Origin of the sequence: Paenibacillus sp. FSL R7-0163, assembly GCF_037969975.1 — a bacterium.
In the GTDB taxonomy this organism is placed as follows: Bacteria; Bacillota; Bacilli; order Paenibacillales; family Paenibacillaceae; genus Paenibacillus_AQ; species Paenibacillus_AQ odorifer.
The window spans coordinates 2,838,501-2,863,769 of record NZ_CP150224.1 but is presented as its reverse complement, the minus strand read 5'-3'; the positions used below and the strand labels follow the sequence as shown (position 1 = coordinate 2,863,769).

The window sequence follows — 25,269 nt, the reverse complement described above, 5'->3', positions numbered from 1 at the left end:
TTGCATTATAAAACGGTTAATTTTCAATCACAATACGATGTAGCTTGAGATTAACCGGAGCAGCAATGGTGTCACCTACAGGGCATTTGCTCTCCAGAAATTGTACGAACTGTTCGACCTTCTCAGCAGGGGATGGAGTCTTTATGTAGAATGTATACCGAATATCGGAATAGCCAGGACGTACTTCAGAGCGGTTGAAGAATCCGTCGAGATCCAAGTCACCTTCCACATCTACTCTGAAATCTTCTAGCTCCACCTCAAATTTAGAGGCGTAGACCCGAGCTACAATGGATTGGCAGGCACCCAAAGAAGCGAGCAAAGCTTCAACAGGATTCATTCCTGTATCCGTACCCCCTAGACTTGTCGGTTCGTCGATGACCAGCTCGAATTGTCTTACATTAGTAACGACCCTAACGCCGTCTTGCAAATGAGCAGTTGCTTTGAAAGTTTGAACATTTGGCATGTGTTTACACTCCTTCTTGTGGACAAACTAAGGATGATTTAATGTTTCTTATTTTTTATAATTCATAGTATGTTTCTAGGAATTGTATAGATTATAGTTCTATTCTGTATACCCGTCAATACATGATTAAAATAATAGATAGGAGGCAGCTAGAGTGTCAATCGAAATTGAGAGCTATTTGGACTATCCTATGGTTGCAATTCCAGGGGGAGAAATAGAATTAAGAGACGATCGGATAAAGCGTAGATGGAAAGCAGAAATCAAACCGTTTCTTCTTGCACCTTATCCTGTAACTGTGGATCTATACAATGCTATAATTAATAACTCATCTCATGGAGATCTAAAACCGGTTGTGAATATTTCATGGTTTGAAGCCATCTCTTTTTGCAATCTGCTTTCCCAGAAAGCTGGATTTATAGAAGCTTATACTATAGGTGAAGATGGTAAACTCATTACTTGGGATAAGGAATCAAACGGATATCGACTTTCAACAGAAGCAGAGTGGCAATATGCATGTAAAGCAGGAACTTCCGGTTATCAATATGGAGAACTGGATAAAATTGCTTGGTATAATGAAAATTCAGGTGGCGAACTCCACGAAATAGGACAAAAGGAACCCAATGCTTGGGGACTTTATGATATGTTAGGAAATGTATGGGAATGGTGCTGGGATTTATATGATGAACAAGTGTATGGCTCCTATCGAATTTTTCGGGGAGGCAGCTGGGCAGAAGAGGACAGAGGATGTGGAGCCACATGCCGCCGTCGTAGTCATCCAACATTTAGCGTAGATGATCTTGGCTTCCGTCTTGCCCGGTCTTATTAATGGGCCATACATTTGTAATCGGAGTTAGAGGAGGAAATAACATGCGCGAAGGACACATAGATAAGCATGGTTATAACGAGCATCGAGAATACGGAGAGCATGGAGAAATGAATATAAATGGAGTCAAGGTGGGTTCGGAGCATCCTCACAAAAGCGCTCAGACCTTTCGTCGTGCTAGGGCTATCGCATTTTTGGACAAGCTAATGATTAATCGTTCGGCGTTGCAGCAGCAGCTAAAAGAGTCAGAGATTGAATCGGCAAAACAAGTCATTAGTGGTGAACTAAAAGCTACAGAAGCGATCATCGATGAGTTCATTCATATGTTTCAGATTCATGAGATAACTTCTGATAAAAGAGAAAACTTTAATTTGGATAGAACCTAAGCCACTCAGCTATATAGAGGTGTTCATGCCCTAGGTTTTGATATGAATGAAAAAAGAAGACTTCTGAAGAAATCAGAGGTCTTCTTTATGTGTAGTTAATAAAGAAAAATGTCTAATGTAAAGAGAATACATCATAAAGTAAAACGCTTTCATGTTCACTTGATAAATTGATTTATATAATTAGTCCTGTAAGCAATATAAAAATGGGGGGCGAAAAAGAATGAAAAAAGTCAACAAAAAAAGGATGAACCTAACTCTAACAGTGTTGATGGCTATGTCCATGCTTATCACTGCTTGTGGTGGGAACAACGGGAATAACGTGAATTCCGAGGCTAATGCAGACGCAGGCAATACGGGAAAAACAACTGCGGCGGAAGAGAAGCTCAAGATTACCATGTGGTCTCAATTCGCGGATCCAAATTCTAAAGATGGCGGGTTTGTTGGTTTTTATAAAGCACTTGAGGCAACCAAGGCTAAATTCCCTAATGTAGAAATCGAGCATGTAGGTGTTGGGGGCGAATCTTATAAAACAAAAGTGAAAGCGGCTTCAGCAGCCAATGAACTGCCCGACATTTTTTACACCTGGGGTGGCGGATTCTCTGAGCCATTTATAGCGGGGAACCGGATTCTGTCCATTGATGATCTCGCAAAAGATGGAACGCTGGACCAAATCGTACCAGGTACGACAGACAATTTCGTCTTCGATAGCAAGCTTTACGGTCTGCCGATCAATATAGCTACTGCTCAAATGTACGTTAATAAAGAACTATTTGAGCAAGCAGGAGCAAAAATTCCGGAAACATGGGATGAGCTTGTTGCTGCGATTGAAGCACTAAAAGCAAAAGGTATTCAGCCGATTGCACTTGGGGCTAAAGACAGATGGCCAGCCATGCAATGGAACGCGATTCTAGCCATCCGGATGGCAGGCGTGGATGCTGTAAATGCCGCTTTAACGAAAACAGGATCATTCGACACACCTGAATTCACAGAAGCTGCTGCGAAATACAAACAATTGATTGATGCGGACTCCTTCGGCAAACATTTTGTTGGAACTTCTTATGATGACGCGACAAATATGTTCCTATCAGGCAAAGCAGCTATGATGTTCATGGGTGCTTGGGTCAACGGACAGATTGAAGATGATAACTCTTTGGTCAAAGGTAAAGTGGTACCGATTAAATTTCCAACCATTCCAGGGGGGAAAGGAAATGCTGACGAGTGGTTCGGAGGTTCGGGTGAAACATTCGTGCTCAATGCCGATCTGAAAAACAAGGAAAGAATATGGGAAGTATACAAGTTCTTTATTGAGACCATGTCTAAAGAAGTATTTCTGGCTGGTTCAGGCTCCTCAGCATGGAAAGTTGATGTAGGTGACACTTCTCAAATGAATCCACTGGCTCTGCAAATTGGTGAATTGTCTTCTTCAGCAACAGGTTTCTCCTACTGGTGGGATCAAATGCTGAATGGTAATGACACTGAATCTATGTTCGGCTCGCTGATGAAATTCGTTGCCGGAAAAACAACAGCTGAAGACTACACGAAAGAATTACAGAGCAAGGTCAATCAAGGACAATAATCTGCGTCAGGCGGCGAGAATTGTTCGCCGCCTGATCGATTTAAAGGTGGAGTGAAGCATGCATCAAGTATTCGGAAACAAAAAGGCTATCGCCGTATTTGTTGTTCCTGCTTTGATTTTATACATTCTTGTTGGTTTTTTCCCGATCCTTCAGTCCATGTATTACAGTCTGCTGGACTGGGATGGGATTCAACCGGCTAAATTTATCGGTTTAGCTTCTTATAAGGATTTATTTTTTACAGATACGTACGGCATGGATTTTAATCATTCGATACTTAATACGTTGTATCTGGCAGTTCTTTCTGTTTTCATGCAACTTCCGATAGCTCTGGTGCTCGCTCTGGTTCTTGCCAGAGGGGTCTGGGGTGAAAAGCTGTATCGTACTTTGTATTTCATTCCAGTCTTGGTATCCTCCTCTGTCATCGGGGTTATGTTTCTGAAAATCTATCAGCCTGAATATGGCTTACTGAATACGATACTCAATCAATTAGGCTTGTCCTCCTGGACACATGATTGGTTAACGGAAAGCGGAACAGCACTAATTAGTGTTATGATTCCAATCGTTTGGCAATATATCGGCTACCATATGCTTCTAATGTACGCTGCCATCAAAGGGATTCCTGAAGATTTGTACGAGGCTGCAAAAATTGACGGAGCATCAAGTATAAGAACCGCCTTCTCTATCACCATTCCACTTATTTCACCGATCCTGAAGGTATGCGTCATATTTGCTGTATTGGGATCATTGAAGTTTTTCGATTTAGTCTTCATTATGACCAATGGCTACCCAACACCGGAAACTAGTGTTCCAAGTACGTTGATGTATTCATCGATTTTTAATCGCAATATGTATGGGTACGGCAGTACGATGGCCGTGTTTATGGTTGTGGAATGTCTCTTTTTCTACTTAGTTCTACAAAAACTGATCAGAACCTACGATGATAAGGAGGAGAGCTAATGACAACAACACATAACCGCCGCTGGCCAAAGGTTGTTTTGCAGCTTGCGTTTCTAATCTTCGCCGTTATTCAATTGTATCCGCTCGTGTGGCTTGTATTTTCATCCTTTAAAACAAACATAGAAATTACAGGCTCAAATGTGATGGGCTTGCCTAATGAGTGGCGGTGGGCGAATTACGACTACGCACTTTTTAAGGCGAATATCGCACGTAACTTTTTGAACAGCCTTATGTATACAACGGTAACTGTCATTATTTCTGCTCTGTTATCGGCAATGGTTTCTTTTGCTGTCGCAAGAATGAAGTGGAAGCTTAATAATGTGGTGCTTACTTTCTTTATGCTGGGATTGATGATCCCCGTACATGCTACGCTGCTACCTGTCTTTCAGATGTTAAAAATGACAAGTTTGCTGAATACACTGTGGGCTTTAATCATTCCTTATACCGTTAGTGCACTTCCTACTACAATCTTTATCATGATTGGTTTTTTTAGAGCGCTGCCAGGGGAGTTGGAAGAAGCCAGCGTTGTAGACGGCTGCAATATTTATCAGGTTTTTTTCCGTATTATGCTTCCGCTTGTAAAGCCGGCTATCGTAACCACTTCCATCTTTACTTTTTTATCCGCTTGGAACGAACTGATGTTTGCTAATACGTTCATTAATGATCCTGACTTAGCAACAATTACCGTCGCCATCAATTCGTTTAAAAGTGCCTATGCCACAGAATTCGGACCTATGTTCGCTGGAATGGTTGTGGCTACACTACCCATGATCATTATCTACTTGTTCCTAAGTAACCAAGTCCAAAAAAGCATTATTGCCGGGGCAGTTAAGGGCTAAAGCAATGGGATAGGAATCCTTCGAAAAATGCTATACTAGTTTCGTATTGAAGTAGCTATAAATAAAAGTCCGTATTCGCTTAATTGTCGGCCAGGAGGTTACCGATGAGGTTTGCACGTATCCGATCACAAATCGTTTTTTACTACTTGGCCTTATTAGTGGTTTCCATGATTGCAAGCGGTATTATGTACCAACGAATCAATGAAAAATTCACCGAGGAAAAGGTAGGTGAGGTATCGCTTCAAACCTTAAACGCCATGAATTCCGGAATCGAATCACTTCTTGACAGCACGAATAATTATTCCAAGATGATCGTGTCGAACAACACAGTTCAGGAAATTTTGGGCAGTGATCTGGCGGGTAACGACATCGGGATTTTAACTTACAAGCTAGAGGTGGCTCTGTCAGATTTTATGCTCGCAGAGCCCTCTATCTCTTCTGTTTATCTATTCGATAATGCAGGACGTAAGTTTGCGATTGATTTGCAGTCTGCAAAACCGATCAGATTGGATGGGATCGAGTCAGCGGAATGGTACTCCGAGGCGGTCGCCTTGGACGGAAAAGCAATTTGGAGGAAAAATGCCGGAGGTATCTTCAATTTTGAGACGAAGGAACCCCAGCAGGATCCACAATATATTTCTCTGATTCGCATCGTAAACGACATGAACACTTCCAAGAAAATAGGAGTATTAGTCGTGAACATTACCGTTCAGGAGCTGAAAAAAAGCTATGAACGTTCGATCAACGATAATAAACCTGATTTAATGATCGAAACTGGATATGAGACACTCCTTGATTTTACAAGGCCTGAATTATCGACTTATACAAACTCTTCTATGCTTGATGTGCCGCTCGGCAGTAGCAAAATCGTAAAGATCAAAGATCATAATTATCTGATCTCTTCTCTGGTTTCAATGGATCGTGGTTGGAAGTTTACTAGCGCTCAGCCTCTGGGGGAATGGGAAAGCCCCTATCGTCAATTTAATCTAATGCTGTTAATGATTATGTTGTTTAATTTCATTTCTATATTTTTAGGTTCCGTCTGGATTTCTAGATTCATTACAACACCTATTTTACATATGCTGCGATCCATGAAAAAAGTGGAGATTGGAGAGTTCAGTTTGGTTCGGTACGAGGCGAGAACTGATGAACTGAACCAGTTGAAAGATAGGTATAACAATATGATTATGACCATTGAGCAAGCGCTGAAGCGGGAGAAAGAAGAACAGAAATTGATTCGGAAACTCGAATTGGATATTTTGCAGCAGCAAATTAAACCACATTTTTTATATAACACGTTAGAATCAGCTGGCTATTTAACTTTGTCAGGAAATAATAATGAGGCGTACCAGATTATTTCTGAGCTTGCAGCCTTCTATCGCCAGAGTCTTAGTAGGGGCAGTGAGGTAGTAACGTTAAGAGAAGAAGTAGAGATCACTAAAAGTTATTTGAGTATACAAAATATTCGCTATCCAGAAATTTTCACAAGTGAAATTGAGGTGCCGGAAGAAGCTGAGTATGTTCGGATACCCAAATTGACGCTTCAGCCGCTTGTAGAAAATGCGCTTTATCATGGTATTCGCCCTTTAGGGGAGTGTGGTAAGATTCGCATCCTTGCCCGAATTCAGGGGAATCGACTGAAGTTAATCGTGGAAGACGATGGTGTGGGGATGAATGAAGACAAACGCCGGGAAATGCAAGCTGAGCCCTATGGGCAAAATGAGTCCAGTTTTGGGTTACGCGGTACTTTGATGCGTCTGAAGCTGTACTATGGTGCGGACATGAATTGTAGTTTGGTCAGTGCACCGGGAGAAGGAACTCGGATTGAATTGGAACTACCGCTTGAGGAGGGGAATAGTCATGGAGCTTGAACTGCTCAGAGCCATTGTTGTAGATGATGAAATGAATGCGAGAAAAATTGTTCCCATCATTATAGATTGGCAAGCGGTTGGTTACAGATTCGTAGGTGAGGCCTCGAATGGAAGCGAAGCGTTAGATCTGATCGAAACCATGAAACCGGATGTAGTATTTACAGATATCAGTATGCCTTTTATGGATGGACTGGAATTAAGCCGGTTGATAAAAGAAAGGTATCCGCTAGTCAAAATTGTAATCATCACTGCACATCCCGAATTCGAATATGCAAAAAGAAGCCTGGAGATTGGAGTGCAAAATTTTATCTTGAAGCCGCTTCAAGCCGAGGAAGTACGAAGAGTTGTGGTAGATCTTCATGGGAAAATCCGGGAAGAGACAGAGCGGTGGAACGAATATCAGGAGCTGAATCGACAGTTAAAAGAAAACGCCGTTCAACTAAAAGAAAAATTTCTAAATGATTTGCTTTCAGGCCTCTGGGACCCCGATCAGCTGGTTAGCCGATTCCATTACTTTTTTCCTGACTCAGCGAACAGCTTGTTTTCAATCATGCTCATTGAACTTCAAATTCCCTTAGAAGAAGGGGAGGAACAACGAATCCTGCAGTCTTTGCGTTGTAAGAGGTTTATTGATTACGCGCTTGAAGAGTATGAGGGAATTGAAGTTTTTTTTGATAACAGTCAACGCATTGTCCTTCTTAATAGAAAAGATAATCAGAATCTTACGAAGATTGGAGAGTGGCTTGCCCAATCGCTCCATGAAAAGCTTGAATGCAAAGCTTGCATTGGCGTAGGTAGTACCTGTACGGATTTCAATAGGATCAAAGAATCCTATAAAGAGGCGCTGGAGGCAGTTAGATATGGTAAGTTAAAGGGCAGTAACGCCATCTATTTTTTTAATGATGAAATTCATTTCGGAGGCCGATCCTGGGAAGTTAAGACGAATGAAATTGAGGAAATTTTATTTTTTGTAAAAGCTGGTGTCTTAGACAAGGCTATGCAATCCATCGAGAAAATGTTTCAGGATTTGGAGAAGTCCAAGGCTTTTTCTGTGGAACGAGCTAGGTTGGTTTCCGCCCAATTTGTCTCCACATTAATCAATTCACTCGCTGAAATGGGAGTTATAATAGATAATAATCTTTCTTTCGATATTTCGCCATTTAAAAGGATTTTCGAGCTCGATAGCCTGCCAGACATGCAACAGACATTGCTAGAACTCACAGAGAAGGTAACCTCTCAAGTAATCCAGGCACGAAGCAAAAAAACTAATAATATTATCCATGAAGTTAAAGATTTTATTCAACAGGAGATGCACATTCCGGAGATGTCTTTATCCTATGTATCGAATAAATTCCACATGAATTCCAGTTACTTTAGCCGGATCTTTAAGCAGGACATAGGGATTAGCTTTACGGATTATCTTCTCAAGTGCAGAATGGAAAAAGCGGTGAAGCTTCTGAATGAAACGGATTGGAAAGCTTATCAAATTGCTGAAAAGGTAGGCATTAAAGATCCATTTTACTTCAGTAACTGTTTTAAAAAAGTAATGGGAGTATCCGTTCAGGAGTATAAGAAAAATAGTTATTCCCTATAAATCACTCCGTTGAATTTTATGATTTTTCTCTTTAAGCCCGCACTTTATGCGGGTTTTTATTGTTTTTTTCAGATATAAAATGAGCAATTATGATGTTACAAAATGGAAAAATGATCTTGACAGAAATGGATTCTATCGTATACATTTGTATACATGAAGAACGCGTATACAAATGTATACACTACTGCAAAAGGAGGAAATAAAATGCGTGAAGGACATATCGGCAAACGTGGCGGTCATAGGGAGCATGGAGAACACAGAGATCGAGGCTTTATGAAACATGGGATGACAGAACCGATGGATCAACATCCTAAAAGTGCTCAAACTTTTCGCCGTGGCAGAGCCATCGCTTTTTTAGATAAGCTTATGGTTAACCGGGCTACATTACAGCGGCAGTTAAATCAGCCTGAGCTTGAATCGATTAAACAAGTGGTTAGCGGTGAATTAAAAGCAACGGAAGCGATCATTGAAGAGTTTAAACAAATCTTTCAGATTCATGAGATCGCTCCAGAAGATACAACATCAAATGTTAAAAAAGAGGAGAGTAAAGAAAAAGATGAAAATAACTGAGCTCATTAAAACCCGTAGAAGTATAAAACAATTCAAACAGACTCCAATAGGTGAAGAGGAGTTACATTCATGGCTGGAGGCTGCAAGTTACGCTCCTAATCATCGTATGACCGAACCTTGGGAGCTTCTTTTCATCGGATCCAATACTAGAGCGAAATTAAAACATAAGACGGATTTTGGCAACGCACCTGTTGTTTTTGCAGTTCTGTCTAAGCCTGCCGCAACTGCGTTTGAACGCGATGAGAATGTTATGGCTGCTGCTTGTTTCGTACAAAATTTCCTATTAGCTGCACATGAAGCAGGTGTAGGTACGTATTGGGCTTCGCTGGGGGCTTTGCCTCATAATCGTGAGATTCTTAATGTTCAAGAAAATTACGATGTTATTGGGATATTTGGAATGGGTTATCCGGAGGAAATGCCGAATGCGAAACCCAGAACACCGATTAGTTCTAAAATCACGTATTTATCTTAAACAATTGAAGGTGGCGGAATGTGGAAGCTTAAGCATTATTTGAGGCCATATTGGGTGTGGTGTGTGTTGGCACCATTGCTGATGCTGGTCGAAGTGACTATGGATTTACTGCAGCCCACGCTCATGGCGAGCATTGTGGATAAGGGTGTTATGACAAAAGATTTGTCTCATATTTTCTCGACCGGACTGATTATGCTTGGTGTAGCGTTTATCGGTCTAATTGGTGGGGTGGGCTGCACTATTTTTTCGAGTATTGCTTCTCAAAACTTCGGTAATGATTTGCGGATTAGCTTGTTTGAACATATTCAGAAATTTTCTAACAAGAACCTGGATCAATTGAAGACGGGCTCACTGATTACGCGATTAACAAATGATGTGGTGCAGCTGCAAACCTTTGTGCAAATGATTTTGCGGAGTATTCGATCTCCATTGCTATTAGTCGGAAGCTTGGTGATGGCCATCCGGATTAGTCCTATGCTGACCCTCATCCTAGCCGTTGCCGTGCCACTCTTGAGTTTAATATTGTATGGGTTAATCCGACTTTCTTTTCCTTTGTTTCAAAAAATGCAGGTCAAATTAGACGGTGTGAACACAGTGTTGCAGGAAAATTTATCCGGCATCCGTGTAGTCAAAGCATTCGTCCGCGCTAATCATGAACAGAAACGCTTTAATACAGCTAACAAGGATTATACAGAAATTGCGATAAAAGCGGTACGGTTAATGTCATTAAATATGCCGCTAATGATGCTTGTACTCAATGCCAGTATTGTTGCTGTACTATGGTTTGGGGGAGTGCAAAGCTGGAACGGTGGGCTGCCAGTTGGTCAGCTGATCGCTTTTATTAACTATATAACCCAATTGTTGATGTCAATGCTGATGTTAAGCAATATGTTGACCTTCTTCTCACGAGCCAAGGTTTCTGCCGATCGGGAGAATGAAGTATTTTCCACCATTAGTGAGATTACAGAAGTTGCCAACGCTAAAAAAGATGCCATACACAACGGTCGGATCGTATTTGACAATGTATCTTTTGCTTATGATCCTACGGATGAAAATCTAGTGTTAGACGGTATTAATTTCACTGCGGAGCCAGGAGAAACAGTGGCCATTCTTGGTGCCACCGGTACTGGTAAATCATCATTGGTCAGCCTTATTCCCCGGTTTTACGAAGTGTCCTCTGGCGCAATCACAATTGACGGCTCCGACACTCGTATGATTGCTCTGGAAGATTTGCGCAGCAGAATCGGATATGTTATGCAGCAGGCTATTCTGTTCAGCGGTACTATCCGCGATAATATCCGATATGGCAGACCGGATGCCACAGATGAGGATGTGGAAGAAGCAGCAATAGCCGCTGAAGCTCACAATTTCATTTTAGAACTTCCACAGGGTTACGATACAGAGCTCGGCCAGCGTGGCATTAACCTGTCCGGTGGGCAAAAGCAGCGGCTTTCGATTGCACGGGCACTTTTAATTCAGCCAACAATCCTCATTATGGATGACAGCACTAGTGCGCTCGATGCAGCGACAGAGTCACGAATCCGGCAGATGTTAAAAACACGGCTGCGCAGCAGCACGAATATTTTGATAGCTCAGCGTGTCACCTCTGTAATTGACGCTGATCGTATTCTGGTATTAGAAAACGGCCGAATTGCTGTACAAGGTACACATGATGGTCTTATGAATAGCAGTGAAATATACAGAGATATTTGGAGATCACAGATGAAGGGAGAGGAGGTACCTTATGTCAAAGCTTAATAACGGCATGAACACCACTCCTTTTAATCGATCAGGAGGATTCGGACCTGGACAGGGATCTGGTCCCGGACGCGGCGGAGCTGTGCCGATCGTACGCGCTAAGAATCAAGCGGGCACACTCAAACGCATCTGGACTTATTTGAACCGCCAGCGGTTCGGGTTAATCATTGTATATGTATTTACTGTGTTGAATGCAATCCTTTCGTTGATTGGGCCTTATCTAATCGGTAAAGCCATTGACACTGCCGTAATTCCCCACGATTATCAGGGTCTAATTCGCTTTTGTCTACTCCTAATTGGTATTTATGGGCTAAGCAGTGTGGTTGCTTGGGTGCAAGCCTATGTTATGACCTCCGTTTCACAAAATACCGTATTCGAGCTGCGTCGTGATTTGTTCAGCAAATATCAACAGCTACCGATCAAGTTTTTTGACACGCAAGCTAACGGAGAACTAATGAGCCGGGCAACCAACGATATAGAGAGCGTATCCAGTACACTTAATCAGAGTGTGACCCAGTTATTAAACAGTTTGATCACACTAAGCGGTTCACTAGTGATCATGTTAATGATGAACGTTCCGTTGACCGTAGTTTCACTGATAACGATCCCTCTTGTGTTATTGTCCAGCCGTAAAATCATAGGTTTAAGTCGAACTTATTTTAAAAATCAGCAACGCCATTTAGGTGAATTGGGTGGATTTATCGAAGAAACCATCAGCGGACAAAAAGTGGTCAAACAATACAGCAGGGAAGAGACAGAAGTGAAACGGTTCCGCAAAATCAGCGGAGAGCTGAATAAAGTCAGCATTAAGGCACAAATTGTATCCGGATTAGTGGGACCGGTTATGAACATGATTAATAACTTTGGATTTGCGATCATTGCCGGGGTGGGTGGCTGGATGGCTTTTCATAACATGGCTACAGTTGGCGTAATCGTTAGCTTCCTTACGTATTCCAAACAGTTCGGACGACCGATCTCCGATCTTGCTAACCAGTACAATCTAATTCAGTCGGCAATTGCTGGTGCGGAGCGTGTGTTTGAAGTCATGGATATGCCATCCGAATACGGTGACGGTGATGAACAAAGTGACGATCTGCCGAGGTTAAAAGGGAATGTTGTTTTCAAAGACGTTTCATTTGCTTACAAGTCGGATTCACCAATTCTGAGTGAGGTTACGTTTGAAGCAAAACCCGGAGAGAAAATTGCGCTTGTTGGTCCAACGGGTGCTGGAAAAACGACCATTGTCAACTTGCTGATCAGATTCTACGATTTGAGCGGCGGCTCCATATTCATTGATGGACGCGAGATTGGAGAGCTGGATAAAAACGCACTTCGTAGTCAATTGGGAATGGTATTGCAAGACGCGCATGTATTCTCGGGAACGATTCGGGAAAATATTCGTTTTGGCCGCCTTGATGCGACAGACCATGAGGTAGAAGAAGCGGCAAGATTGGCCAATGCAGATGCCTTTATCAATAGACTGCCACATGGATATGAGACTATTCTTCATGCGGAAGGCAGTAATTTGAGCCACGGCCAGCGCCAGCTTTTAACGATTGCCCGCGCCATTCTAGCTGATCCAGCTATTTTGATCCTAGATGAGGCAACCAGCAGTGTGGATACGCGTACGGAAATGCATATTCAACAGGCGATGGAAAAGCTAATGAAGGGACGAACAAGCTTTGTGATCGCCCATAGGCTTAGTACCATCCAGGATGCTGATCGTATACTCGTTATTCAGGGTGGCGGAATTGCCGAGCAAGGCAGTCATAAAGAGCTTCTTGCGCTGCAAGGTGTTTATTACGAGCTGTACAATACCCAGTTCAAACGAGCGATTTAAAAGAATCTTTACTTGAACCGATAACATTTGTAAGTAGATGCTTTTATCGGACTCATCTGACCTTAAAGGCGAGATTTTCTGATTTTCAGAATGTTAAAGGACCCCACTGCAGCTATTGGGGTGAAGGAATAGCATCCCAGGGTCCGAAGTCCTTAAAAAGATGTGTAATCTATTGCGTAATTAATGCCCGATAAAAAAGAGCGACGATTCACCTATTATAGGAGAATCGCCGCTCTTTTTATAAATTCCTCTCTAATAACGTTCCGAGTTGTTCAGCCAAGACTTGATGTGCTACAGGTCTTTCATTCTTGAACCACCATTCCACTACCCCAGCATAAGCCGATGCAACAAAACTAATAATAACCTCTTCATTTAACCCTTGGTTTATTCCTGCGGTGACATTTACTTCATGCCGAAACTCATCGAGAAGAAAGCTTAAGAAACGATTTCGAAAATAAGGAGCACCTTTACTCGCTAACATCATAGAGAAGAAAGAATAATTTTTATCGAAGTATTCCGTCCAGATCAACGTTGCCTCGATAAAATCCAATTCAGACGCCGATTCACAAAGTGCTCTTAGGACCTCTATATGTTCTTCGATAAGTTTATCTAACAAATCATATTTATCCAGATAATGAAGGTAGATCGTTCCCCGGCTTACATTTGCTGTGTCGGAGAGATCCTGTATGGTAATGTCGTCAAAATTTTTCTTAGTCATCAGTTCAATGACGGCCTTTTTAAGCGCATCTTGAGATTTGAGTATTCTTCTATCCACTTTAGACATTCGGGGTTCACCTTACTTTCTAAAAATAATAAACACATTTATAGGATCTGTTTAGTATTGAACAAAACAGACTCATCGTACAATTGAATGTATTCTGTAACTGTTTATAATAATAGATTATAGTCTATTAATAAATCAATATACAATATCGAAAGGGTGTTTTTTTACATGTCAAATATCAAAGATAAAGTCGTAATTATTACAGGTGCTTCTAGTGGGATTGGGGAAGCCGCCGCGAAAGAACTAGCCTCTAAAGGTGCTAAGCTTGTTCTAGCCGCTCGTCGTGAGGAACGTCTTCAAAAGCTTCAAGGAGAAATTGAACAAAGTGGTGGAACAGCCATCTACAAAGTGACAGATGTGACTTCCCAAGCACAAATGGAAGAACTGGCAGCTTATGCACTTAAAGAGTTTGGCAAAATTGATGTATTAGTTAATAATGCGGGAATCATGCCACAAGCTTTTCTTTTTAAGAAAATGCTGGATGAATGGGATCAAATGATTGACGTAAATATCAAAGGGGTTTTATATGCGATTGCAGCTGTTCTCCCATCAATGAGAGAGCAAAAATCTGGTCATATTATTAACTTATCATCGGTTGCTGGCCATAACATTTACCCAGGGGGTACAGTATATTGTGGCACCAAGCATGCGGTTAGAGCAATTTCTGAAGGGCTTCGTCAAGAAGAAGCGATGAGTGGAACCAATATTCGTGTTACCAATGTTTCTCCAGGAGCCGTCAGCAGCGAATTGTTAGATACTACCTCAGATGCAGAGTCAAAAGCTGGCTTGAATGAATTTTACAAAATAGCCATTGATGCAGACAGCATCGCTCGTGCCATCACATTTGCCATTGAGCAACCTTCAGATGTGGCTATCAATGAAATGATTATTCGCCCAACAGTTCAAGTAGGTTAAAAGGGGATCATTATGGACAGGCCCTATATTATTTGCCATATGCTTACCTCATTGGATGGTAAAACCATCGGAGATTACTTGGATGAAGAACGGACTGCCTATTTTATTGATGAGTACGAAAACATTCATGATCGGTATGGATGTAAAGCTTGGATATGTGGCAGGATTACCATGGAGGAAAATTTTACGTTAGGCAATAAATTAGAATTAGAGCAGAGTAACACTTCAAGCATTCCTAGAACAGACTTTATCGCTCAAAATGATGCCTCAACATATGCAGTAGCTGTAGATCCCTCGGGAAAACTGGGCTGGACCAAAAACTACATTTCAGAAGGAAGTCACAATAGAACAGAGCATCATATCATTGAAGTGCTTACAGAACAGGTATCTGATGCTTATCTAGCTTATCTGAAAAATCTAGGAATCTCATATATATTCGGTGGAAAAGAACGATTGAATTTTTCTGTAGTCGTGAGAAAGCTGAAACAATTATTCTCAATCGATGAATTGATGCTGGAGGGTGGGGGCGTTTTAAACGGCTCTTTCCTGAATGAAGATTTAATTGATGAGTTGAGCTTGGTTATAGTTCCCATCGTAGATGGAGCCTCTAATTCTGTGACCTTATTTGAAATGGATTCATCTATGAAACAACAGCCCTCAGCAAATTTCAGCTTAAAAAGTGTAGAAAAACTTGCGGATGATGGGCTATGGTTGAAGTATGTAACACGGCGTGATTAAATCTATGTTTCTTAAAAAGCGCAAAGCAAAATATGCTTTGCGCTTTTTGAATTCGAGAAAGTAGTAAGCAAGCTTCTCATTCCAAGCCTGCCAGATGCATCGTTTGTTTCAGACGATCTACGTTCACATAGATGTCTTCCAGTCCTGGAAAACGAATCGCAGGATCTGCTACACCTTGCCCGTACACCATATAATATTCGAGATTATTATGGTTGCTGATCATCCAATAGGTTGGAACAACATGCTGGGCATGGAAAATTTCAATGACCTGTGTTCCAGGCTGGCAAAAAGCCAGATTAGCGAGTCCAGCACCATGCGGACCTACGATTACTTTCGCTGAGGCGAATAATTGGATTTGTTGGGCAACCGTCCAGTCTTCTAGACAAATCGGTACGATATTAAATTTCTCTAGGCAGCGGATGACATCATCTTCATTAACCAACCTTCTTGAGCTTGCTTTTTTTCGTGAGATATAAATTCGTTCTGGAGTGACTAGTGTTGTTTCTCTATGCGGTAACAAAAATCTCCGCAGTGTATCCGTGGTCCAAGGAGGATAATGTGAATTCATCATTAAGGAAGGGACAAGTAGCTGGTCAGCCTGAACATATGCTTCTGAATTCGTCCGGATCACCAATGACTCGGATATCCCAAGCATGGCCCACGTTTGTTCGACAAAGGGTCCATACGGATTTGGATTCATGATAATAGAGGAGTAAGTAATTCCACTCGATCGAAGCATCGCTAGCCTAGGGAGCACATCATACATCCAATGAAAATAGTTATGGGCTCCGCAAAATGTTAACACCGCCGCGGTCCCGGCAAAATGTTGAAGCTGAGGATCGTTCCACCGGTGAAACACTGGGTGCTCATCTGCTTCAAGCATCCTGTATTGTTCGGCATCATATTCTTGGGAAAGATCAAAGATCAATTTCCCTTCTGGTGTTAGAAGGGCACCAGATTCTCCCCATACCTTCCCTCTGGAAATGGTGGCTACGTATCCGCCAAAGGGCTCTAAACAATAAGGTGTTAGTGCTGGAGCAATACTCGTTTCAATGCTTTTGGGCGCTCTGAACTCAGCCGCCCGTCCGAAGTCAAAAGGAACGACATTCCCAGCTTCCTTTGTACTGTTTTCGTTGTGGGAAGTAAAGTCCCAGATGCTTTGGTAATATCCTTGGGGTGGTACCCCTTGTGCAGAAAATAACATCATGTCACCTCATATTCCCAAGTAGAAGCGCAGAAACCTTACTAAGCTATTTTATGAAATGAAGATTCTTTGGACACAGGCTTACTCGGAAAGAGGCGGATGAACAAGAAGACTTACGTGAGACTGAGCAGAAATAACTCATCGCACAGAAACAGATCAGATCCAAAAATCTAAATATGTGCGTTAACCTATGAAGAAATTGCGTTTCTGGAAAAGACATATGTTCCATTGTTGGTATGAATTAACTTATTAACTAATAAGCGACGAGCACGCTAACGCTGAATAGATAGCCGATGGATGCGATGTGTACCAACGTTTAACTGCATTTCGTACAACTATATTCCTTCAAATCACTCAGCTCGGGGATATAAGTGTACTTCGTACATCTATTTCCTTGATTTTCTACCCAATAGGTGGATTTGATCGTTTTTAGTTGTATAGAATGCAGTTAAAGTATGAAGGTTCCTTTTCCGTACGGAATAAGTGTATAGAATGCAGTTATCTCCCAGATTCGATTAAGACACAGAACTAAGAGAATACGGAGAGGGCATTCCGATCGGTTACATTCCAAGGTTTGCTATAAGCGATATGCGGACCATTAGTTTGTTTATATTCACTTGCCCATAATCTGATCAGGTAAGCTGGTTAATCCAAAAACACCAGACAGTAATTTTCCAACAATAGGAGAATCGCTGCCTGGTGTTCTTTTTTTACCCTCAAAGCTTGTTCCTATAGACCTTGGGTGACATCCCATAGATTTTGGTGAATTGGCGGGTAAAATAGTTACTATCACTAAATCCGCATTCATGTGAGATTTGGGTGATACTGAGTTTAGAATGCTTTAATAGCCCGCAAGCCCGTTCCAGACGTAAACGATGAAGATAAGCGATCGGGGTTGCCTGATAGTAGGAGCGAAAGATCCTGTTTAAGTGTCTGACTGAAATGTCCGAATGTTTGGCGATCTGATCCAGTGTTAAGGGCTCAAGATAACGATCTTCCATATATGAGAGTGCATTCGCCAAATGCATCAGATGGTTCCCTTGAATCCCTTTTTCCTGTTGGTCATAATGTCTGGACAAATAGACAACCAGTTCCATAAACTTGGAGCCCAGCATGGTCTGATAACCCTGTAGCTTGTTGTGATATTCTTCAATCATGCCCGCTATGAGAAAAGAGACATACTCCAGGTTAGGAATCGGCAAGCTGAGTTTGCTTGTGTAGGAATGTTTATGACGATACAGGGGTTCCAACACAAATAATGCTTGAAAGCCGTTGGATGTCCGCAAATCTGGCCCAGCTGTCGATAGCATTTCAGGCTGAAACATAATATTGCAGATCTTGAAATCCTGAGGATCTTTAAAAGCATGCGGGGTCGAACCATTAATTACAAACACATTTCCCTTTTTGATAAAAGACTCCTCAGTATTAACAATATGTGTAGCTGTGCCACTCAATACAATTACGAGCTCTGAAAAGTCCGCATGTCTATGTAAATCGGTGTCTTTGTCGTGATAGCCGTATTGAATAAAAAATGGAAATTGACGATCAGATGTAAACCATTTTAAATAAAATTCACTCAACTCGTTACCCTCCAAAAGCTTGTCTAGATGAATGTCTATATCATGCTATTTTAGGACCGAATAATCAAGGCTTTCTATCCAGCTGAAGCAGTATAATCCTTGACATAGGTTTCAGTGATTAGGATAGAGAAGGAGAATACTACATGAAATATAACAATCCGATTATCCCGGGGTTTTATCCAGATCCAAGCATTTGCAGAGTAGACGAGGATTATTATCTGGTAAACAGTTCATTTGCCTATTCTCCGGGAATACCTATTTGGCACAGCAAGGATTTGGTGCATTGGAAGCAGCTTGGGTATTGTTTGACTCGTGAGAATCAGCTTCAATTTGATGAATCAGTGGTTTCCGGAGGTGTTTGGGCGCCGACTCTTCGTTATTATAACGGTCGTTTTTATATGGTTACGACAAATCAGGATAGCGGAGGTCATTTCTACGTTTGGGCGGATGACCCGGCAGGCGAATGGTCGGATTCACTTTATGTGGAGCAGGAAGGCATTGATCCCTCCTTGTTTTTTGATGATGGAAAGGTTTATTTCACAAGCACAGGCTCCGAGCAAGGGATGGGGATCTACCAATGTGAGATTGATATTGAAACGGGCCATAAGCTTAGCGATACACGCTTGATCTGGACTGGCAGCGGAGGGAAATTCCCTGAGGGTCCACATCTTTACAAAATAAACGATTACTATTATTTGATGTGTGCAGAAGGTGGGACAGAATATGGACATATGGAGACTATTGCAAGAAGTAAATCGCCATATGGGCCTTATGAATCGTCTCCTCACAATCCGATTTTGACTCATCGAAGTTCAGATTACCCCATTCAAGCTACAGGACATGCCGATTTAGTTGAAGCACAGGATGGTAGCTGGTGGGCGGTATTTCTGGGGATTCGACCAGTAGGTTATCCTTACCGTCATCATCTTGGTAGAGAGACATATTTGGCTCCGGTTCAGTGGACGGAGGAGGGTTGGCCAATGATTGGGGATAACGGAGTGGTTGGATTAGAAATAGAAGCTGACCTGCCCTCACCAATGCCGTGGGAAGAAGAGCCTGAAACCGACGATTTTAATCAATCTGACCTAAGAATGAGCTGGAATTTCATTCGTAATGCTAATAAGGTGGATTGGTCATTGCAGGAACGGGGAGGGTGGCTAGCTTTACGTGGATCAGATGTGAGATTAAATGAGAAGGGAACGCCTGCTTTTATTGGTTGTAGACAGCGGCATTTGAATTGTGAAATTACCACCAAAATGGAATTTAGCCCTCTTGATGGTGACGAAGCTGGTCTTGTAGCTTTTATGGATCAGAAGTATCACTACGCAATTGGACTAACGCAGATGGAAGGTAAAAATGTTATTGCGCTGCGCAGACAGGTAGGGAGCATTAGTGATGTGGCATATTCTTCGGCTTTAGAAAGTACAGGGGTAGATTTGAGAATCCAGGCATCACATGAAAAATATATGTTTTACTATCGAGGTGTGGATCAAATATGGCATCAGCTTGGCGAAGCCGAGACACACTTGATATCTACTGAAGTCGCAGGCGGATTTACTGGAGTATTTTTCGGTATGTATAACTACTCTCCTAATCAAACAACTGCTTATTATGATTGGTTTAGCTATCAAAAGAAATAAAAAGCGGTCGGCTACGTGTTCGTCAGAAAAAGCAGTGTTAGCTTGTGGAAAACACAAAGCAGCGATTCTCCAAGTATGGATGAATCGCTGCTTTGTGTTTTTTGGTTGTCGTTGGTTGTTTGCCTCAGCTTGTATTTATAAACCTCTTGGGCTTAAGGACTCAGAGGACGTTATTTGCGTATTTATCACTTTTTGAGCATAGATTCGGACCCCAGTGCAGCTATTACTTGGAAAGCGATTCAGATTGAGTGTTTTTTGAGCCAATAGCGGCTATGCGGTCCTTTAGCATCCCAAATGTGAGATAATACTGCGTTTAAGGTCCTCTGGGTCCGATAGTAATAAGCTCAATAGCGATTAAGCCCGATAGATTCAGCGTGTGCGCAAAGGTTACCCATACAAGTTGGTGTTAAGCTGATAGTTCCATATTGTGAATGAAGAATACGTTCGCTTTTATCCAATGAGCATATCTTCCTTCAAACGCTTGATGTCTGCTCTAGGTGGTGAACCAAACATCCGAGAATATTCGCGGCTGAATTGTGATGCACTTTCATAGCCAACACGGAACGCGACATCCGCTGCATCCGCTGATTCAGATAATAAAAGGCGGCGAGCTTCCTGTAAGCGCAGATGCTTTTGAAACTGAATAGGACTCATGGCAGTTACCTCTTTGAAGTGTCTATGGAACGAAGAAATACTCATACTGGCTGTTTCAGCAAGCTCTTCAATCCGCAAAGGTTTATCACAGTTCTCGATAATCTGTTCGATGGCCTCCCGAATGCGGTAGGTGCTGCTACCTTCCATCGCAATTTGAGCGAGTGTAACTCCATATGGTCCCTGCAGAAGCCGGTATAGAATTTCATCAGTATAAATCGGAGCCAAAAACGGAATGTCCTTGGGATCATCCAGCAAACGTACCAATCTCAGGATCGCATCCAATAGTGATAACTCTATCTGCCCGACATACATAGCTCGCTTAGCATTTTCTTTCGGAGCGAGTTTAAATTCGGAATCATTTAGTACCTTCAATATCTGACTCTGCGTAAATTCTAGCTTAAAGCTTAAATAGGGTGCATTGGGAGAAGCTTTTATAATCTGACCGATAACCGGTAAATTCATTGATGATATTAGATAATTTGCGGGACCATACTCAAAACGGTCCTTGGCCAGTATGATCTCCTTTGTTCCTTGCGCAATGAAACATAAAGAAGGTTTGTATACTCTGTATACTGGCTCAGTCACGTTGGAGTTACGAATCACAAACAATGAGGGGATAGCGGTCTCATATACTCCATCCTGGCACGAATGATGTTCAATCAATCTGGCGAGTTCTTCTTTCCGCTCTAGTAATTCTTCAGACATGTGCTCCTCCTAATGTTTTATTCTTACTCAATTATAAAGTAAAAGCATCTTTTGTGTTAGTGCTAGTGAGAGGAATAGGCAATCATTTAAGATAATTGAGATAACGCTGTCAACTTCATACATCGCATAATTAGAACTAAGAAAGGGGTTTTGAAATTGAGAAATGTTTTGATCTTAGGCGCTAACGGTGGAATTGCTCGTCATGCGATTGATTTATTCTTGAACGAAACCGATGCCCGGTTAATACTTTATCTCCGTAACTCGGACAGATTAAGCCATATAACATCCAGCCGTGCTCGAGTAGTTGAAGGAGATGTGTTGGATAGTGAGCAATTAAAAGAAGCGATGATCGGGCAAGATGTTGTTTATGCTAATCTGGCTGGTAATTTGGAAGGAATGTCTAGATCTATCGTAGAGGCAATGAATACAACTGGTCTTAAACGTTTGATTTTTATAAGCTCAATGGGCATTTACGATGAAGTTCCCGGAGAGAAGTACAGCAGTATATTGGATCCATATCGAAAATCAGTAGAAATCATTGAAGCTTCAAATCTTAACTATACGATTTTGAGATCTGGATGGTTTACCTATAAAGACGAGATTGACTACGAGACGACTCAGAAAGGTGAACCTTTTAAAGGCAGAGAAGTGTCGCGAAAAAGTGTGGCTGCATTAGTTGTTAAATTGGCCGAGTCACCAGATATGGAAATTCGCCGCAGTTTAGGAGTAAACAAACCCAAAATCTAAAGGAGGCACAAGCGAATGGAATATATAAAACTTGGACGTACTGGTTTGGACGTATCTAGAATTTGTCTTGGCTGTATGAGTTACGGAGTACCTGAACGTGGAATGGCTCCGTGGTCGCTGAATGAGGAGCAGTGCAGACCTTTTATTAAAAGAGCACTGGAGCTTGGGATCAACTTCTTTGATACGGCTAATGTATACTCTGACGGAACTAGCGAAGAAATTGTCGGACGTGCCTTAAAAGAATTCTCTCGCCGGGATGAGGTAGTCATTGCGACAAAGGTGTTTTTCCGGATGCATCAGGGACCAAATGGGGCAGGACTTTCACGCAAAGCGATTATGACCGAAATAGACAACAGTCTAAGACGGCTGGGCACGGATTATGTGGACCTATACCAGATTCATCGTTGGGATAATGACACTCCCATCGAAGAGACCATGGAGGCACTTCATGGCGTAGTAAAGGCAGGGAAAGTTAGATATATAGGAGCGTCCTCTATGTATGCATGGCAGTTCTTGCAGGCGCAGCATGTTGCTTAGCGAAATGGTTGGACTAAATTTGTCTCTATGCAAAATTACTTGAATCTGCTCTACAGGGAAGAAGAACGGGAAATGTTGCCTCTTTGCCGGGAAGAAGGAATCGGTGTGATCCCATGGAGTCCGCTTGCTAAAGGCCGACTAACCCGTGATTGGAATGAACAAACAGCTCGTTCAGAGATAGACGAAGTCGGAAAGGCATTTTATGCAAAAATGGCTGAAGCTGACCGCAAGGTTGTTGAGGTAGTTGCCGAAATTGCGGCTAAGCGGGGGATTCCAAGTGCACAAGTTGCGCTTGCTTGGGTTCTGCAAAAAAAGCCAGTAATATCGCCTATCATTGGTGCTACCAAACCGAATCATCTGGAGGACGCCGTTGCAGCGTTATCAGTGACGCTGGAGCCAAGTGATATAGCGAGACTAGAAGAGCCTTATGTGCCACACCCAGTTATAGGAAGTCTAAGCTAGATAAAAAAGCGTGATGCCCTTTGGGATCGCGCCTTTTTTTATCTAAGTTAACTTTCATCCCTTATTTAGTGCCTTTAGAATCTTATCTTTAGTTTGGCTTAATCGTTGCTCAGCACCATGCGGGTGCAAGGGTTTGCTTAAATAGGTGAATAAGAAAACACATTCCAATCAATAAAAATGACATGTTAATTCTTCTTTAGCCAAGGTAATATGTATCCGACATGTGAGAGTGAATATAGAAAAGGAGGTGAACTCTTTATTATTAATTCCACGTTAAAGCATACGCACATGACTACTGAAATTGGTCAACCAGCTATCCTCAAGCCTAGGGAGGTTTATCCGACGGTTTCCTTCACATCGTGTGTTGACGGAAGGGTTGCCGGTGAATTGATTTTTGATAGAACGAAGCTGGTTGATAGTTTGCCTGAGACTCCTATGGTCAAAGACTCATTAATGGAATGGACACCGTTAGGCACGGCAGAACAACTGGGTACTTATGAACTGCGAATGACCCTCAAACAGGACGGAAAATCTCCTCAGTATGACTCATATTATTTTACCGTGCTGGATCCAAAGAGCATCCCCGCGGGACAGAGCCCAATTGCTTTCCTTGGTAACGATGGAATGATGATGTATATCGGTGATTATCGAGGTAATCGGATCTTGGATTTTTCCAATGCGGGTTATAGGGGTGGCGGTGTTGAAATCCCGAATATCCCCGTTAAGTCGACCGTTCTACCCTTGGACGGAGACGCGACGGAACGTATTCAAGTAGCAATTGACCAGTTGGCCAAGCTCCCGCTCGATAAGAACGGATTCCGCGGAGCGATCCTGTTGAAAAAAGGCAGATATGAAATCGGAGGCACGTTATTCATTAAAGCAAGCGGGATCGTCCTTCGCGGCGAAGGTCAGGACAAAGAGGGCACAATTATCTATGGTACCGGAGCGAAACCACGAAATTTAATTGAAATTGGTGAAAATGCAGATCTTATGCTGGACAGCAACTCGAAACGGATGATTTCAGATTTGTATGTACCCTCAGGCTCGCGCACTTTCCATGTAGAAGACGGGAATGCTTATCGTGTAGGCGATCAGATCATAGTCCGCAGAATAGGTGATAAAAACTGGATTCACGAAATTGGCATGGATAACATATATAAGCGCCCGGGTGGAACCGTAACCCAATGGTCACCGTTCAATCTGGATTTTGACCGAGTCATCACTGCTATTGTAGGTAATGCGATTACGGTCGATGCCCCACTAGCGAATGCTATCGAACTTCAGTGGGGCGGCGGAGAGATCTATAAATATACAGACCATTCCCGCATTCAGCAGGTGGGGGTAGAGAATATGAGGGTAGAGTCCGATTTTGACCCGAGCATTATAGATATTAAGATGGATAACGATACAACGGATCCTTATTATGCGGACGAAAAGCATGCTGAGCGTTTTGTCGTATTCAACAGTGTGAAGAATGGCTGGGTTCGAGATGTGACGGGTTACCATCTGTCCTATTCTCTCGTTCAAATGAAGCGTTATTCCAAATGGATTACGGTTCAGGATTGTCAAATGTACGATATGATCAGTGTGGTTACTGGGGGTCGCCGTTATGTCATACATCAGATGGGCCAGCTAAATCTCGCTCAACGTATTTATACAGAAACGGCGCGGCATGCGTTCACCGTCGATAGCTGGGTACCGGGGCCAAATGTATTTCTGGATGGGGAAGCTGTTAACAATTATAACACCAGTGAGCCTCATCATCGCTGGTCAGTCGGAGGCCTGTTCGATAATATCAAAGCTCCCATCTCTATTCGGGATAGGGCGTGGTTAGGCAGCGGACATGGCTGGGCAGGCGCGAATTATGTAACCTGGAATACGCAAGGAGAACTCACTTTACAGCGGCCACCAACCGCTCAAAACTACGCCATTGGCCATGTTGGTAACAAGGTACCCGGACTGGTTCCTAACGATTATGATCCCCGGCCCCGTGAAGATGGATATTGGTGCAGTTGCGGTCAACATGTCGTCATTAATAGTCTCTACAAGCAGCAGCTGATCGAACGTTTAGGTCGAAATGCGCTCAGTAATATAAAAAAATAATTTACAGTAGGGTGCGGAATCTTCCGCATCCTTTTTAGTTTGGATCATAA

Annotated in this window: 21 protein-coding genes and 1 pseudogene; 17 read left to right on the top strand and 5 right to left on the bottom strand. The window is 42.4% G+C overall.

The window, feature by feature from the left end; all coding sequences use genetic code 11:
• Window positions 1-16 precede the first annotated feature (16 nt).
• Entirely contained in the window at window positions 17-463 is a 447-nt protein-coding gene (locus NST45_RS12595; protein WP_036677906.1) for an OsmC family protein, read from the bottom strand.
• 190 nt (window positions 464-653) lie between these two features.
• Here NST45_RS12595 and NST45_RS12590 point away from each other — a divergent pair, with 190 nt between their 5' ends.
• From NST45_RS12590 to NST45_RS12540, 11 genes are all read left to right on the top strand, one after another.
• Window positions 654-1,289 (top strand): SUMF1/EgtB/PvdO family nonheme iron enzyme, encoded by a 636-nt coding sequence (locus tag NST45_RS12590; protein WP_176462527.1) that lies wholly within the window; start codon window positions 654-656, stop codon window positions 1,287-1,289.
• Window positions 1,290-1,330: 41 nt separating this feature from the next.
• Window positions 1,331-1,672: a hypothetical protein gene (locus NST45_RS12585; protein WP_339825798.1), complete on the top strand. Its 342-nt coding sequence runs from the start codon at window positions 1,331-1,333 to the stop codon at window positions 1,670-1,672.
• Window positions 1,673-1,892: 220 nt separating this feature from the next.
• Window positions 1,893-3,248 (top strand): extracellular solute-binding protein, encoded by a 1,356-nt coding sequence (locus NST45_RS12580; RefSeq protein ID WP_339825795.1) that lies wholly within the window; start codon window positions 1,893-1,895, stop codon window positions 3,246-3,248.
• Between the two features lie 58 nt (window positions 3,249-3,306).
• Window positions 3,307-4,206 carry a sugar ABC transporter permease gene (locus NST45_RS12575; protein ID WP_339825793.1) on the top strand — a complete coding sequence of 300 codons (900 nt, stop codon included), beginning with the start codon at window positions 3,307-3,309 and terminating at the stop codon, window positions 4,204-4,206.
• Window positions 4,206-5,045, top strand: a complete 840-nt coding sequence (locus NST45_RS12570) for a carbohydrate ABC transporter permease (RefSeq protein WP_076142098.1) — start codon at window positions 4,206-4,208, stop codon at window positions 5,043-5,045. The genes NST45_RS12575 and NST45_RS12570 overlap by 1 nt, the downstream gene beginning before the upstream one ends.
• A 104-nt stretch (window positions 5,046-5,149) precedes the next feature.
• The gene (locus NST45_RS12565; protein ID WP_339825790.1) at window positions 5,150-6,916 is read left to right on the top strand and encodes a sensor histidine kinase; all 1,767 of its coding nucleotides are present in this window, start codon (window positions 5,150-5,152) and stop codon (window positions 6,914-6,916) included.
• A complete protein-coding gene (locus NST45_RS12560) occupies window positions 6,906-8,510 on the top strand; it encodes a response regulator (protein ID WP_339825787.1) in 1,605 nt (534 codons plus the stop codon). Before NST45_RS12565 ends, NST45_RS12560 begins: the two co-directional genes overlap by 11 nt.
• A gap of 204 nt (window positions 8,511-8,714) precedes the next feature.
• The gene (locus NST45_RS12555; protein ID WP_052097030.1) at window positions 8,715-9,080 is read left to right on the top strand and encodes a hypothetical protein; all 366 of its coding nucleotides are present in this window, start codon (window positions 8,715-8,717) and stop codon (window positions 9,078-9,080) included.
• A complete protein-coding gene (locus NST45_RS12550; protein ID WP_038570966.1) occupies window positions 9,067-9,552 on the top strand; it encodes a nitroreductase in 486 nt (161 codons plus the stop codon). The genes NST45_RS12555 and NST45_RS12550 overlap by 14 nt, the downstream gene beginning before the upstream one ends.
• Before the next feature lie 18 nt (window positions 9,553-9,570).
• A complete protein-coding gene (locus NST45_RS12545) occupies window positions 9,571-11,310 on the top strand; it encodes an ABC transporter ATP-binding protein (protein ID WP_339825783.1) in 1,740 nt (579 codons plus the stop codon).
• A complete protein-coding gene (locus NST45_RS12540; protein ID WP_339825779.1) occupies window positions 11,297-13,150 on the top strand; it encodes an ABC transporter ATP-binding protein in 1,854 nt (617 codons plus the stop codon). Before NST45_RS12545 ends, NST45_RS12540 begins: the two co-directional genes overlap by 14 nt.
• A gap of 238 nt (window positions 13,151-13,388) precedes the next feature.
• On the opposite strand, the gene NST45_RS12535 is transcribed toward NST45_RS12540, so the two are convergent.
• Entirely contained in the window at window positions 13,389-13,934 is a 546-nt protein-coding gene (locus tag NST45_RS12535) for a TetR/AcrR family transcriptional regulator (RefSeq protein ID WP_076105670.1), read from the bottom strand.
• A gap of 168 nt (window positions 13,935-14,102) precedes the next feature.
• On the opposite strand from NST45_RS12535, the gene NST45_RS12530 reads away from it, so the two are divergent.
• Together NST45_RS12530 and NST45_RS12525 are read left to right on the top strand one after the other, a co-directional pair.
• Complete coding sequence (locus NST45_RS12530; RefSeq protein ID WP_339825776.1) at window positions 14,103-14,849, top strand: SDR family oxidoreductase; 747 nt, start codon at window positions 14,103-14,105, stop codon at window positions 14,847-14,849.
• A 12-nt stretch (window positions 14,850-14,861) separates the two neighbouring features.
• Window positions 14,862-15,587, top strand: a complete 726-nt coding sequence (locus NST45_RS12525) for a RibD family protein (protein ID WP_339825773.1) — start codon at window positions 14,862-14,864, stop codon at window positions 15,585-15,587.
• 76 nt (window positions 15,588-15,663) lie between these two features.
• Here NST45_RS12525 and NST45_RS12520 read toward each other — a convergent pair whose 3' ends face one another.
• Complete coding sequence (locus tag NST45_RS12520) at window positions 15,664-16,794, bottom strand: glycosyltransferase family 61 protein (RefSeq protein WP_339825771.1); 1,131 nt, start codon at window positions 16,792-16,794, stop codon at window positions 15,664-15,666.
• Between the two features lie 713 nt (window positions 16,795-17,507).
• Window positions 17,508-18,371: an AraC family transcriptional regulator gene (locus NST45_RS12515; protein WP_339825768.1), complete on the bottom strand. Its 864-nt coding sequence runs from the start codon at window positions 18,369-18,371 to the stop codon at window positions 17,508-17,510.
• A 143-nt stretch (window positions 18,372-18,514) separates the two neighbouring features.
• On the opposite strand from NST45_RS12515, the gene NST45_RS12510 reads away from it, so the two are divergent.
• Window positions 18,515-20,011 carry a glycoside hydrolase family 43 protein gene (locus NST45_RS12510; protein ID WP_339825765.1) on the top strand — a complete coding sequence of 499 codons (1,497 nt, stop codon included), beginning with the start codon at window positions 18,515-18,517 and terminating at the stop codon, window positions 20,009-20,011.
• 450 nt (window positions 20,012-20,461) lie between these two features.
• Here the strand turns inward: NST45_RS12510 and NST45_RS12505 are convergent, their stop codons facing one another.
• Window positions 20,462-21,370 carry an AraC family transcriptional regulator gene (locus NST45_RS12505; RefSeq protein ID WP_339825761.1) on the bottom strand — a complete coding sequence of 303 codons (909 nt, stop codon included), beginning with the start codon at window positions 21,368-21,370 and terminating at the stop codon, window positions 20,462-20,464.
• A 156-nt stretch (window positions 21,371-21,526) separates the two neighbouring features.
• On the opposite strand from NST45_RS12505, the gene NST45_RS12500 reads away from it, so the two are divergent.
• The 3 genes and pseudogenes from NST45_RS12500 to NST45_RS12490 all read left to right on the top strand — a co-directional run bounded on the left by NST45_RS12500 (window position 21,527) and on the right by NST45_RS12490 (window position 25,219).
• Window positions 21,527-22,117: an NAD(P)H-binding protein gene (locus NST45_RS12500; protein ID WP_339825758.1), complete on the top strand. Its 591-nt coding sequence runs from the start codon at window positions 21,527-21,529 to the stop codon at window positions 22,115-22,117.
• Between the two features lie 15 nt (window positions 22,118-22,132).
• Window positions 22,133-23,116: pseudogene (locus NST45_RS12495) on the top strand (aldo/keto reductase).
• A 387-nt stretch (window positions 23,117-23,503) separates the two neighbouring features.
• A complete protein-coding gene (locus tag NST45_RS12490; protein ID WP_339825755.1) occupies window positions 23,504-25,219 on the top strand; it encodes a hypothetical protein in 1,716 nt (571 codons plus the stop codon).
• The last annotated feature ends 50 nt before the right edge of the window (window positions 25,220-25,269 follow it).